Source organism: Robertmurraya kyonggiensis (assembly GCF_005116465.1).
Classification (GTDB): domain Bacteria; phylum Bacillota; class Bacilli; order Bacillales; family Cytobacillaceae; genus Robertmurraya; species Robertmurraya kyonggiensis.
The window spans coordinates 1-13913 of record NZ_SWBM01000002.1; the positions used below are offsets into that span (position 1 = coordinate 1).

At 37.5% G+C, this 13913-nt stretch carries 12 protein-coding genes and 1 rRNA gene; 4 read left to right on the forward strand and 9 right to left on the reverse strand.

Annotation, left to right across the window (positions count from 1 at the left end; all coding sequences use genetic code 11):
• The 9 genes from FA727_RS11275 to dnaA form a co-directional block, all read right to left on the reverse strand.
• Window positions 1–196 (reverse strand): 16S ribosomal RNA (locus tag FA727_RS11275); the annotation flags it as partial.
• Between the two features lie 293 nt (window positions 197–489).
• A complete protein-coding gene (locus FA727_RS11280; RefSeq protein WP_136831070.1) occupies window positions 490–1584 on the reverse strand; it encodes an HD-GYP domain-containing protein in 1095 nt (364 codons plus the stop codon).
• Window positions 1585–1746: 162 nt separating this feature from the next.
• Window positions 1747–4314, reverse strand: coding sequence for a DNA gyrase subunit A (gyrA, locus tag FA727_RS11285; protein ID WP_136831071.1), 2568 nt, complete (start codon window positions 4312–4314; stop codon window positions 1747–1749).
• A gap of 126 nt (window positions 4315–4440) precedes the next feature.
• Entirely contained in the window at window positions 4441–6372 is a 1932-nt protein-coding gene (gene gyrB, locus FA727_RS11290) for a DNA topoisomerase (ATP-hydrolyzing) subunit B (RefSeq protein ID WP_136831072.1), read from the reverse strand.
• 108 nt (window positions 6373–6480) lie between these two features.
• Window positions 6481–6738, reverse strand: a complete 258-nt coding sequence (remB, locus tag FA727_RS11295) for an extracellular matrix regulator RemB (RefSeq protein WP_306461669.1) — start codon at window positions 6736–6738, stop codon at window positions 6481–6483.
• Window position 6739: 1 nt separating this feature from the next.
• Window positions 6740–7858, reverse strand: coding sequence for a DNA replication/repair protein RecF (recF, locus tag FA727_RS11300; protein ID WP_136831074.1), 1119 nt, complete (start codon window positions 7856–7858; stop codon window positions 6740–6742).
• Between the two features lie 105 nt (window positions 7859–7963).
• The gene (gene yaaA / locus FA727_RS11305; RefSeq protein WP_136831075.1) at window positions 7964–8176 is read right to left on the reverse strand and encodes a S4 domain-containing protein YaaA; all 213 of its coding nucleotides are present in this window, start codon (window positions 8174–8176) and stop codon (window positions 7964–7966) included.
• Between the two features lie 135 nt (window positions 8177–8311).
• Window positions 8312–9448 carry a DNA polymerase III subunit beta gene (gene dnaN, locus FA727_RS11310; RefSeq protein ID WP_136831076.1) on the reverse strand — a complete coding sequence of 379 codons (1137 nt, stop codon included), beginning with the start codon at window positions 9446–9448 and terminating at the stop codon, window positions 8312–8314.
• A 294-nt stretch (window positions 9449–9742) separates the two neighbouring features.
• Window positions 9743–11089 (reverse strand): chromosomal replication initiator protein DnaA, encoded by a 1347-nt coding sequence (gene dnaA, locus FA727_RS11315; protein ID WP_136831077.1) that lies wholly within the window; start codon window positions 11087–11089, stop codon window positions 9743–9745.
• 632 nt (window positions 11090–11721) lie between these two features.
• On the opposite strand from dnaA, the gene rpmH reads away from it, so the two are divergent.
• The 4 genes from rpmH (at window position 11722) to jag (ending at window position 13896) form a co-directional block, all read left to right on the forward strand.
• On the forward strand, window positions 11722–11856 hold the full coding sequence (rpmH, locus tag FA727_RS11320; protein ID WP_009796313.1) for a 50S ribosomal protein L34: 135 nt from the start codon (window positions 11722–11724) through the stop codon (window positions 11854–11856).
• 150 nt (window positions 11857–12006) lie between these two features.
• Window positions 12007–12372 (forward strand): ribonuclease P protein component, encoded by a 366-nt coding sequence (rnpA, locus tag FA727_RS11325; RefSeq protein ID WP_136831078.1) that lies wholly within the window; start codon window positions 12007–12009, stop codon window positions 12370–12372.
• 130 nt (window positions 12373–12502) lie between these two features.
• The gene (gene spoIIIJ, locus FA727_RS11330; RefSeq protein ID WP_136831079.1) at window positions 12503–13282 is read left to right on the forward strand and encodes a YidC family membrane integrase SpoIIIJ; all 780 of its coding nucleotides are present in this window, start codon (window positions 12503–12505) and stop codon (window positions 13280–13282) included.
• Window positions 13279–13896 carry an RNA-binding cell elongation regulator Jag/EloR gene (gene jag, locus FA727_RS11335; protein WP_136831080.1) on the forward strand — a complete coding sequence of 206 codons (618 nt, stop codon included), beginning with the start codon at window positions 13279–13281 and terminating at the stop codon, window positions 13894–13896. Before spoIIIJ ends, jag begins: the two co-directional genes overlap by 4 nt.
• Window positions 13897–13913: the final 17 nt, after the last annotated feature.

Below are 13913 nucleotides of genomic sequence, written 5' to 3' on the forward strand. Positions count from 1 at the left end.
ACATGAGTTCAAAAGCATTATCCGGTATTAGCTCCGGTTTCCCGAAGTTATCCCAGTCTTACAGGCAGGTTGCCCACGTGTTACTCACCCGTCCGCCGCTAATCTTTGGGAGCAAGCTCCCAAAGATCCGCTCGACTTGCATGTATTAGGCACGCCGCCAGCGTTCGTCCTGAGCCAGGATCAAACTCTCCAATAAAGAGTAAGAATTAGCTCTTAATTTTTTCGCGTTAGCGAAAATATTTTTCATTAAAATAAAACTAACGTTGACGTATGATTTGTTTAGTTTTCAAAGTACAAGATGATACCTTATTTAATTTGCCGCTCAGAAGCGACTTTAATAATATATCATTTTCAGCTTTTCTCGTCAACACTTTTTTAAAATTAATTTTTAAAAGCATTTCGACGTCATCGAGCTGACTTTTATTATTATAACAGCCTACTATTGATTATTCAAGGTGAAATATTATGGTAATTTATCCCTCTTAAGTCCTAACTTTTAATAACTTCATCAATGAACACATCACGATGTTTTTCTAATTGAATAATCGTTTGTGACTCCACTAGTTTAATCAAAGGTCTTGTCGGTGATTTTTCTTCTATAAAGACAATTTCAGCTGTTTGTCCATCTGATAGTTTTACTTTGCTACCGATAGAAAAATTCATAATTCCTGACTGTAACGCTTTGATTGCTGCGATATCAAATTTCCCGAAGTTATCCTCTATTATCTTTTCTAACACTCGGAAAGGAGACTGCTTTTTACGATAAAGACGTGCTGATGTCATCGCATGGAAAGTATCTGCAACTGCAATGATTTTCGCGAATGGATGGATTTTTTTACTTTCACCTAAAGGGTATCCAGTTCCATCAAGTCTTTCGTGATGTTGGAAGATTGCTATTTTTGCAGCATCCCTTAACAGTGGGCTGTTTTGAATCATTTTATAGCTGTATGTAGGGTGTTTTTTTATTTCTTCAAATTCATAGCTTGATAAGGCACCCATTTTATTTAAGATTTGCGGAGATATTTTTGCCATTCCACAATCCGCTAAGCAACCAGCTAATCCTAACTGAACGATATCTCCTTTGCTATAGTTAAGCTTTTTTCCGATAAATGCGCTTAACAGGCCAACAGCAATGGAGTGCTGGAACAAATACTCTTTCTCAGTGGAAAGATGGTGAAATAGAAAGATCTCACCCGATTGAGTATCTAGTTGTTCAATTAACGGTAATAATATCGACCTTACTTTTGCTAAATCTGGTGATAGACCTGATTGCCATTGCGTGAATTCTTTCTTGTAATCCCTTGTTGCGCTTAAAAAGGCGTCTGCAAGATTAGTAGTTTTTTCAGTAGTACTGTTCGGTTGGGCCTTCTCTTTTTCTTCCTCAATCACTTCAGAAGGAACAAAAGGTAGTCCAGTAACAAGCGTTTTTTGAACTTTAACTTCTCTAATTAAAAAAGCTTTTAATAACTCTATTAATTCTTCAGTTAAAATTGTTTTATTAGGAATGATAGGGCGATTTGTTAGACTTACAACGTCTTCTGTTAAAATACATCCCTCTTGAAGCTCTTTTATATGAACACGCATTGGGAACCACCTCAAAGCAATAGTAGGTTGTAGAAAATTTTGAAATCTCTATTCTATTTTACTTGATTTTTCCTATTAAGGCTATGAAAAGAAGTCCACTTCATAAAACGAGGGCCACAAAAACAAAAAGCTGTAGAGCATTTACGCCCTACAGCCTCTTTGCTATTCTTCAGAATTATCTTCGGAACTTTCTTCAGAACTATTTTCAACAACTTCTTCGGAACCTTCCGAAGAAACGTTCTCTACAACTTCTTGAGAATCATTTTCTTCATTTTCATTTTGTTCTTGCTCTTCTTCTTTTTCAACCTTCGCCACAGTAGAAACAAATTCGTCGGCACTTTCATTAAGACGAATCAGCCTTACACCCTGTGTGCTTCTACCAGTCATCGAGATATCTTTAACTGCCATACGGATAATAACTCCGCCAGTTGTGATGATCATAAGATCCTCTTCACCGGTAACAGCCTTCATCGCAACAAGGTCACCGTTTTTCTCGGTAATATTACATGTCTTAATCCCTTTACCACCACGGCCTTGGATACGGTATTCTTCAGAAGGGGTACGCTTCCCGTAGCCATTTTTCGTTACGATCAGAATTTCGGAACCTTCTTCTAATACTTCCATTCCAACGACTTCATCATTTTCATTCTTAAGCGTAATTCCTTTTACCCCTGTAGCTGTTCTACCCATAGAACGAACATCGGATTCTGGGAATCGAATGAGCATACCATTTTTCGTACCAATAATAATTTCCTTATTTCCGTCAGTTAAACGAACAGAAATTAATTCATCGTTTTCGCGAAGATTTACGGCAATTAGACCATTGTTACGAATATTAGCAAATGATGAAAGTGGGGTACGTTTTGAAATCCCTTCTTTTGTCGTAAAGAATAGGAACCAATCGTCCACGAATTCAGAAACAGGGATTATCGCATTGACCCATTCACCCTTATCTACTTCTAAGAGATTAATAATTGGAAGTCCCTTAGCTGTTCTTGAAAATTCAGGAATCTCATAACCTTTCGCACGGTATACCTTTCCTTTATTCGTAAAGAATAAAAGCGTGTCGTGCGTAGAGGTTGTGATCAGATGTTCAACAAAATCATCTTCATTTGTTCCCATTCCCTGAATCCCTCTACCACCACGTTTTTGTGCGCGATAAGTGGATACAGGAAGTCGCTTCACATAGCCGTTATGTGTAATCGTCACAACGATGTTTTCGCGCGGGATCAAATCTTCATCCTCGATTGTTTCAAGACCTGCCGTCACAATTTCTGTGCGGCGCTTATCGTTAAAGCGGTCTTTAATTTCAAGTAATTCTTCGCGAATGATTTCTAAGATCTTTTCTTCATCCGCTAAAATAGCTTTTAATTGCGCGATTAATTGAACTAAGTTTTGATACTCTTCTTCAATTTTGTCACGTTCTAAACCAGTTAAGCGTTGTAAACGCATATCTAGAATCGCTTGTGCTTGCTTGTCTGATAAACCAAAGGTTGACATTAAACCTTCACGAGCAATTTCAGTAGTTCGTGAGCTACGAATTAAACTAATCACTTCATCAATGCGATCAAGAGCTATTCGTAACCCTTCTAAAATATGAGCACGTGCTTCTGCTTTGCGAAGTTCAAATTCCGTTCTACGACGAATAACAACCTGCTGATGCTGTAAATAATAGTGTAAGCATTCTTTTAAGTTCAGAACTCTTGGATGTCCATCCACAAGGGCTAACATATTGATTCCGAAGCTTGTTTGTAAGGCTGTTTGCTTATATAAATTATTTAAAAGGACATTTGCATTCGCATCCTTACGAACTTCAATGACAATACGCATTCCTTTACGGTCTGATTCATCACGTAAATCCGTAATGCCCTCAATCTTCTTATCACGAGCAAGTTCAGCGATTTTTTCAATTAATCTTGCTTTGTTTACTTGGTAAGGTAATTCCCTAACGATAATTACTTCTTTACCATTTGATTTTTGTTCAATTTCCACCTTTGCACGGAGAGTAATAGAACCTCTTCCTGTTTCATAGGCCTTCCGAATACCACTTCTGCCTAAGATGAGTCCAGCAGTAGGGAAATCAGGTCCAGGGATAATATCCATAAGTTCCTGAATCGTTATTTCTGGATCTCTACTGATCGCTAAAACTCCATCGATAACTTCGCCAAGCTGATGAGGTGGGATATTTGTCGCCATTCCTACCGCAATTCCCGTCGTTCCATTTACTAATAGATTCGGGTAACGAGCTGGTAGTACAACAGGTTCTCTTTCTTCACCATCATAGTTATCTTGATAATCGATTGTATCTTTGTTCAGATCTCTTAATAATTCCATCGCAATTTTAGACATACGAGATTCTGTATAACGCATCGCCGCTGCAGAATCACCATCGACAGAACCAAAGTTACCATGACCATCAACAAGCATATAGCGTTGGTTGAAATCCTGCGCCATACGAACCATCGTTTCATAAACAGCGGAATCACCATGAGGGTGGTACTTACCAATTACATCTCCAACAATACGGGCCGATTTCTTATAGGGCTTGTCTGCATGAATTCCTAGATCATGCATAGCATATAAAATACGGCGGTGAACAGGTTTCAATCCATCACGAACATCAGGAAGTGCACGAGAAACGATAACGCTCATCGCATAATCTAAGAATGAAGCTCGCATTTCCTGGCTTATATTGATTTCTTTTATTTGAGAATTTGATGTTTCAGACATGGAGGAACCTCCTTTTCAAAATAAAATCTGCACCTGAACTTCAAGTAATAAAGAGGATAGTGGGCATACCAGCTATCCTCGTAGATTTAAGAATTTAGCTTACTAATAATGACGAATAACCAATAATTAGATATCTAAGTTTTTCACGTACTGGGCGTTTTCTTCGATAAAGTTTCGTCTTGGCTCTACCTTGTCACCCATTAACATTTCAAACGTTTCATCCGCTTCGATCGCATCTTCCAAACTTACCTGCAGCATCGTTCTTTTCTCGGGATCCATAGTAGTTTCCCAAAGCTGTTCAGGATTCATTTCTCCAAGACCTTTGTAACGTTGAATATTTGGTTTTGGCTGGCTCGGAAGCTCTGCAAAAATGCGCTCAAGTTCTTTATCGTTATACGCATACTCAACTCTTTTACCTTGTTGAACCTTGTATAGGGGAGGCTGAGCAATATAAATATAGCCTGCCTCAATAATTTTTCTCATGTATCGATAGAAGAAGGTTAAGAGCAGGGTACGAATATGCGCACCATCAACATCGGCATCGGTCATAATAACAATCTTATGGTAACGGGCCTTCGAAATATCAAATTCATCCCCAATACCAGTACCACAAGCTGTGATCATCGCTCGAACCTCGTTGTTTGATAAAATGCGGTCAAGACGCGCTTTTTCAACATTGAGGATTTTACCTCTTAGTGGCAAGATCGCTTGAAAATGACGATCACGGCCTTGCTTTGCTGAACCACCGGCAGAGTCACCCTCAACGATATATAATTCACTGATAGATGGGTCTTTTGATGAACAGTCCGCTAACTTACCAGGTAGACTCGAAACCTCAAGGGCGCTTTTTCTTCTTGTTAATTCCCTTGCCTTTTTCGCAGCTAGTCTCGCTCTCGTAGCCATTAAGCCTTTTTCAACGATTTTCTTTGCATCTGAAGGGTTTTCAAGCAAGAATTTTTCTAAGTGCTCCGCAAAAATCGTATCTGTTGCCGCTCTTACTTCAGAATTTCCGAGCTTCGTCTTTGTTTGCCCTTCGAACTGTGGATCCGGGTGCTTGATCGAAATAATCGCTGTTAAGCCTTCACGCACATCATCACCAGTAAGGTTCGCATCGTTTTCTTTAACAAGTCCATTTTTTCTCGCATAATCATTAATGATTCGCGTTAAAGCCGTTTTGAAGCCGGATTCATGCGTTCCACCTTCATACGTATGAATATTGTTGGCAAAAGAATAAATATTCTCAGTATAACCTTCGTTATACTGAAGAGATACCTCAATCGTAATGCCATCTTTTTCACCTTCGATAAAGATTGGCTCTTCATGAAGAACTTCCTTTGTACGATTCAAATGCTCTACGTAAGACTTAATTCCACCTTCATAAAGGTACTCATTACGCTTCTTTTCTTCCACACGTTTATCTTCGATAGAGATTTTTAAGCCTTTGTTTAAGAAAGCAAGCTCACGTGTACGAGCTGCAAGTGTATCGAAATCATATTCGATTGTCTCTGTAAAAATTTCTGGATCTGGTTGAAAATGAACCGTCGTTCCTGTATGGTCTGTATCCCCAATCACTTTTAGATCCTCACATGGGACACCACGCTCGTATTTTTGATAGTGAATTTGACCATCACGATGAACATAAACTTCAAGATAAGTGGATAGGGCGTTTACTACCGATGCACCAACCCCATGCAGTCCTCCTGAAACCTTATATCCTCCGCCACCAAATTTACCGCCGGCATGAAGCACGGTCATAATAACCTCAACGGCAGGGCGACCCATTTTCTCTTGAATTCCTACTGGAATACCTCGACCATTATCGACTACTGTAATACTGTTATCTTTTTCAATAAAAACGTCTATTTCAGTACAAAAACCTGCTAAAGCCTCATCAATACTGTTATCAACGATTTCCCAAACTAAGTGGTGGAGTCCTTTCCCACTCGTAGATCCAATATACATACCTGGACGTTTTCGAACCGCTTCTAGACCCTCTAATACCTGTATCTGGTCAGCACCATAATCTTGTGCTTGCACTGCTTCCTGTTCAGTTGCCACAGTCAATCACCTACACTTTCTAATGTACTTCGTAAAAAGCCTGTTTCGGCCACTTGATGGTGCTAGTGTAAATTTTTTCTTAGGAAAAAAGTAATCATTCTATATTCATTAAAATTCTTGAATAGCAAGCTTAGCAGAGCGTTTTTTCAATGTTCCAGAAGCTAAAGGGGAGTAATAAACAGCGTCCACTGTAATAACAATGGACTTAAAGTCTCCTTTTGTGAGTGGAACAATTTTGTTGCTCTCACTTTCTAATAGCTCTTTCATAGATTGGGAAGATTTCACGGTTTCTTTATCAAGAATGGCGACTATATCTTTTGTTCTCACAAGGATATCTTCTCCTAAATGAACATACAATGTTCTCACCTCACTGAAGTTTTTCAATCCTTCCAGTTTCCACTTTAAAAGTCGAAGCTTCCTTTAAGGTTTGATGATCGATCCCATCAACACTTGTTGTCGTCACAAATGTTTGAACCTTGCCTTGAATGGTATTTAACAAATGGGATTGCCGATAATCATCCAGTTCAGAGAGAACGTCGTCCAATAATAGGATTGGATATTCATCGATTTCTGAACGAATTAACTCTATTTCAGCAAGCTTTAGAGATAAAGCTGTCGTTCTTTGTTGACCCTGTGAGCCAAATGTCTGCACATCTCTATTATTCACATGAAAAAGGAGATCATCTCGGTGTGGACCGAATAAAGTCACACCTCTTTCGATTTCCCTTACTTTTGACTTCACATATTTTTCTTCGAATACTTCTACCATTTTCGACAAAACTTGTTCTTCTGATACGTCTACAGAGGGTTTATAGTGAATTTTCAACGTCTCTAAATCTCTTGATATTCCTTTGTGAATGGGGATCGCCCATTTTTCTAGTAACTCAAGAAATTCGAACCGCTTCGAAATAATTTTCACAGCCGTCTCAATAAACTGCTCGGTTAAAATATCGAGCATGGTCATATCGGTCTGTTTTTTTAATTGTAGTAGTTTCAAATAATGATTTCGCTGCTGTAATATTTTCTGATATTGACCGATATCATGTAGATACACAGGGGAGACCTGCCCAATTTCCATATCAATAAAACGACGCCTTACTTGAGGGCTCCCTTTTACTAAATGGAGGTCTTCCGGCGCGAACATGACGACATTCATATTTCCAATGTATTGACTGAGCTTTTGCTGCTCAATATGATTAACTTTTGCTTTTTTTCCTTTTTTTGAAATCACTAACTCCATCGGGATGGAACCGTGTCTCTTTTTAACCCTACCTTCTATTTTAGCATATTCCTCGTCCCAGCAAATAAGATCTTTGTCATTTGATGTTCGATGGGACTTCGCCATGGCTAAAACATAGATAGATTCCATAACATTCGTCTTCCCTTGAGCATTTTCTCCAAGAATAACATTGACCTTATTATCAAAGGGAATTTCTGTTTCGTTATAATTCCGGTAATTTTTTAATTTCAAATGCTCAATATACATCGACGATACATCCTTTTTTTTACCTCTTAATCGCGCTATGAAAAAATAATAATTCCGGGGTAGAAGGAAAGAACTATTTCCTGTACCAACCACCAATAAGCCTTATCAGACTATGATAAAAGCACCGAAATTTTGTATTTCAATTTTGTCACCGACTCTTAGCTTTCGACCTCGTCTTTGGTCTTGTTCACCATTAACGAAAATCTCGTACTCACTTAAGAACCATTTAGCCATACCACCAGAATCAATTATTTCTGCTAACTTCAGAAATTGTCCTAATGTAATATATTCTGAGTTAATCTGAATTTCTTTGTTCACCGTTTCACCTTTTCCAATTCGTCTTCTTATTATATTTTACTAAATATTTCACACATAGACAAAGAAAAGAAAATTTCGAAGAGGGGACATGAAAAAATAAAAGCCACCAGTAGCATTACTGGCAGCTTTCATAATTTAGTAAGTTCGTACAGGTAAAATAAGTTGAAGAAGCGAATCATCATTCAGTGGACGTATCAAGAATGGTCTCATCGCACCAGTAAAGCTTATTTTAATTTCATGGCCCTCTAATGTTTTTAGTGCATCCATCACATACTTCGCACTAAAAGATATTTTTAGTTCCTCTCCATCAATCGATTGAGCTACTAATTCTTCAATAACTTTTCCGATTTCTGGCGTGTTAGAAGAAATTTCAATTCCCTTGCTTTCTAACGTTGCTAAACGAACCACATTATTACGACCTTCACGTGCTAATAGGGAAGCACGATCGATAGCATGAAGGAAATCTTTCGTATTCACGATTACTTCTGTTTTGCTTTCAGCTGGAATTAATCTTGAAGTATCAGGATAGTTTCCTTCCAATAATCTTGAGAAGAATAATAGATGCTTCGCTTTAAACAAGACTTGGTTCTCAGTAATAACGATTTCTACTAATTCATTGTTGTCATCAAGAATTTTGCTTAATTCGTTTAAGCTTTTACCTGGAATGACAACATTATAATTATGAGCTGTTTCGATTTCGATCTTCGCTTTTCGTAATGCTAGACGATGACTATCTGTTGCAATACAGATTAATTCGCCGTTTTCAACTTTCCAGTTTACACCTGTCAACACAGGGCGTGTTTCTGAGGTGGACACTGCAAAAACTGTTTGTCGAACCAATGCTTTTAAAAGGTCTGTTGGGATTTCAAATGCATTTTCTTCTTCAACTTGTGGCAATCTTGGATACTCTTCAGGGTCTAGACCATTTAAGTTAAACTCTGATTTACCAGAACGGATCACGACTTGCAGCTGATTTTGTACTTCCATTTCGACAAAATCAGTAGGAAGCTTTTTCACAATTTCACTAAAGAATTTAGCTTGTAAGACAATTGAGCCAGTTTGTTTGATCTCAACGATCTCATCTCCAGCTTCTTCTTTCGGAATATAAGATTCAATCGATATATCTGAATCACTACCAGTTAGTGTCACTCCTTCATTAGTTGCAACAATTTTGATCCCTGTTAAAATCGGAATCGTAGTTCTGCTAGTTACAGCTTTCATAACATCTTGAACACTTTGAACGAGGCGGTCCCGTTGGATTATAAATCTCATTTTTTTAATCCTCCGTTTTAGCTTATTTTATATATATTTTTTTTATAAAAAGTAATAGAAGTACTAGTAGGGCTTGTGGATTTGTGGATAACTACTGAATTCGAAAGGAAACACAGCCTATCCACATGTGGACAGACTGTGCGTAAACATTCGAAAGTTATTCACAGAATTAAGATCCTCTATTTTATTCATACACATTCAAAAAGAAAAAAACGAACTCTAGTAGAATAAATAACATGTAAAAATGCATTAGTTATGGTTCGTTTTTTTGGAATAGATAAATTGGTATAGGAACTATATTTTTAATCGCTCATTGATTTCTTTCATTTGGTTCTGGAACTGTAGATCGGTTTGAAGCAGATTTGAAATCTTTTCATGAGCATGGATGACGGTAGTATGGTCACGGCCTCCGAATTCTTCCCCAATCTTCGGAAGTGAAAAATCAGTGAGCTCACGTGCCAAATACATAGCAATTTGGCGAGGAAAAGCAACGGACTTTGTTCGTTTTTTTGCTTTGAAATCCTCGAGCTTCACGCTGAAATATTCCCCAACAGTCTGCTGAATATCCAAAATCGTAATGATTTTCGGCTTCGAACTTGGAATGATATCCTTCAAAGCTTCTGCAGCTAAATCAGCATTAATATCCTTATTGATTAATGATGAATAGGCAACAACACGAATAAGTGCACCTTCTAGCTCACGAATATTCGAATCGATTTGGTTGGCGATATATAGCATCACTTCATTCGGAATGTCTAATCCTTCTGCCTTTGCCTTTTTTCTTAAAATCGCAATCCTGGTTTCGAGATCCGGCGGTGTAATGTCGGTAATGAGACCCCATTCGAATCTTGAACGCAAGCGGTCCTCTAATGTTGGAATTTCCTTAGGTGGACGGTCACTGGAAATGACGATTTGCTTGTTTTCTTCATGCAAAGTATTAAAGGTATGGAAAAATTCCTCTTGAGTTGATTCTTTTCCTGCCAAAAATTGAATATCGTCTATTAATAGGACATCCACTTTGCGGTATTTATTGCGAAACTCAGCTGCTTTATTGTCACGAATGGAATTAATAAATTCATTCGTGAACTTTTCAGAGGATAAATACACAACTTTTGCAGCTGGATTATGCTCTAGAACATAATGTCCAATCGCGTGCATTAAGTGTGTTTTTCCTAATCCTACTCCTCCATAAATGAAAAGGGGATTGTAGGCCTTCGCCGGAGCTTCCGCAACCGCTAATGATGCTGCATGAGCAAAACGGTTTCCAGATCCAATAACGAATGTATCAAACGTATTTTTTGGATTGAGCATTGTTAATGGCAGTTCAGAAGGTTCCTCATCCTTTTTAAATGTCTGTGGAGGATTAGGAAGATCGATCTCTTCCTCGTTTTTGTTTTGCGGAATGATAAATTTAACATTCAATTCTTCTCCAGTAAGTTCGTACAAAATGCTGGAGATCAATTCAGAATATCGCTCTTCTAGCCAATCTCTAGCAAATTCATTTGGGGCTGTCACGGTCAGCGTGTCTTTTTTCAAAGAATGAGCTGTAGTAGCCTTTAACCAAGTGTCGAAGCTTGGTTTGCTTATCATTTTTTCAATGCTAGAAAGAGCTTGATTCCAAAGATCCGCAATATTTTCCAAGTGTTTTCCCTCCTTTTCTTTTTATAGAATCTGTCTAGCCTTATGGAAAGACCTTGTCTGTTATACATAATCCAAGTGCAATGGCTAAAAATATAGCATTATAAGAATTTAACCTGTGGAAAAACATATTATAAGGAAATAAAGTGGTATTTCGACAGTATCCACTATCTGTGGACAAAGTTCTTCAAGAGGAGTGAATAAACTGTCCACAGATTATCCACAGTTTGTGGATAAATTAGTTATACACAAAGTTATATCCAAGGTGAAAACACAACTATAATATCAAATAATCCATTGAGGTGCAATGGGTTTTCTTGCTTTATCCACAAGAAGTACAGCATGTGCATGAAAATTATCCACATAAATCTAATGTGTGCAAAAGCTGTCAATATGTGTTGTGGATAATAAAAAAGTTGTCGAAAGTTATACACAACTTGATAAACAAAAGGATTGCAGACAAAAAAATACTTTCGTGGTAGAATAGATTCTTGTGTTCCTTAGCTACAAAAATAGTTCCAAAAATATTTTGCTCAGGGCGGGATAATTTTTAATTGAGGTTGACATTTTTAGGGTTTGGTTTATATAATTATTTAGACTGTCTTTAACAGCTATTCCTCAGGGAGGTGTCATATATGAAAAGAACGTTTCAACCAAATAAGCGTAAGAGAAGTAAAGTTCATGGATTCCGTAGTCGTATGAGCTCTGCAAACGGACGTAAAGTTCTAGCTCGTCGTCGTCAAAAAGGAAGAAAAGTATTATCTGCTTAGGCCACTGAATAGTCAGTGGTCTTTTTTCTCATTCTAGAAGATTTTATTTTCTGGATAGGACGTATAGATATGATCGCGAAAGATGATAATCTTAAGGTGTTGTCTATATAATATTTTGTTGGTGAAGTTGCGTAGGTTGTAGGTGATAGTATGAAGAAAGAAAATAGAGTAAAAAAGAATAAGGATTTTCAAGAGATTTTCAAAAAAGGAAAGTCTTTTGCCAATCGACAATTTGTTGTTTACTCATTAAGAAGACCAGGGCAGACGCATTTTCGAATTGGTTTATCAGTCAGTAAGAAGCTAGGGAACGCAGTGAAGCGAAACCAAATTAAGAGATACATACGCCAAGCTTTTTTAGAGCTTGAAGATGATTTACAAAATGAATTCGATTACATCATTATTGCGAGAAAGCCAGCAGCTGATATGGATTTCTTTGAAATCAAAAGTAGTTTAACTCATGTTTTAAAGCTGTCAAAGGTATTAAATGTGAAAAAGATAAATAAAAAATCACAATAAATTTCTAGATCATCCATATTTCTAAAGCATGGCCTATAAAAAGATGTTACAATACTCTTGATTCGTCAAAAATAGGCCTTTTTGTTTAATAGCGAACTAATGAAATTTAAATATAAGGAGGAAATTACGGTTGAAAAAGAGAATGTTTTTTTTAATCGGATTGGTTTTACTCACAACCTTGCTGACAGGGTGTACGGAATATAACCAGCCAATCACTTCAGAAAGTGAAGGGATTTGGAATGAGTATATCGTTTATCCATTGTCACAATTTATCGTAATGGTAGCAGAGTTCTTAGGAGGAAACTTCGGACTTTCCATTATTGTGGTAACCATCTTAATTCGTTTGCTCATTTTACCACTGATGATTAAGCAAACAAAGAGTTCAAAAGCGATGCAAGCGATTCAGCCTGAAATGCAGGCGTTAAAAGAAAAATATAGCTCCAAAGATCAAAAAACACAGCAAAAACTTCAGCAGGAAACAATGGCATTGTTCCAAAAGCATAATGTCAATCCGATGGCTGGATGTTTCCCGATCTTTATTCAAATGCCAATTTTAATTGGTTTTTACCATGCTATTTCAAGAACGAGAGAAATTGCGGAACATGACTTCCTATGGTTTGATTTAGGCTCTCCAGATCCAATTTATCTGTTACCATTAATTGCAGGTGTTACGACGTTCATTCAGCAAAAAATGATGATGGCTGGTACAGCTAATCAGAACCCACAAATGGCGATGATGCTTTGGATTATGCCAATCATGATTATCGTTTTTGCAATTAGCTTCCCAGCAGCATTATCTTTATACTGGGTAGTGGGGAATATCTTTATGATTGTACAAACGTATTTCATTAAAGGTCCAGATTTAAAAACACAAAAAGAAACTGGTAAAGCGGGAGGAGCAAAAAAGTGAGACAAGTAACTGCTACCGGACAAACCGTCGTAGAAGCAGTCAAATCGGCTTTAGCTCAATTGGAAACAACAGAAGACCGCACAGAAGTGTCGATTATTGATGAAGGTAAAAAAGGGATTTTCGGTTTTGGATCAAGACCGGCAATTGTGAAAGTAACCGTTAAAATTGATCCAGTAGAAGAAGCACAACAATTTTTGCTAGATGTTAGTGAAAAAATGGGTGTCGCAGCCAATATTGAAGTGAAAAGAGAGGGAAAACAAGTTCAATTTCTCCTTTCTGGAGAAAAAATGGCTCTTTTGATCGGAAAAAGAGGACAAACTTTAAATTCACTTCAATACTTAACACAACTTGTTATTAATCGTTTTGCCGATCAGTATTTTACAGTTATTCTTGATGCAGAGGATTATCGCAAGAGAAGAAATGAGACATTGATTCATTTGGCTGAACGTCTTGCTGAAAAGGCACAGAGAACAGGCCAAAAAGTTACGTTAGAACCAATGCCTTCTTATGAAAGAAAAGTCATTCATACAGCATTGATGGGGAATAAGCGAATCAAAACTTATTCAGATGGTGTAGAACCGAATAGGCATATTGTGATTACGCCAAATAAGTAATCTTTAAACACTTTACT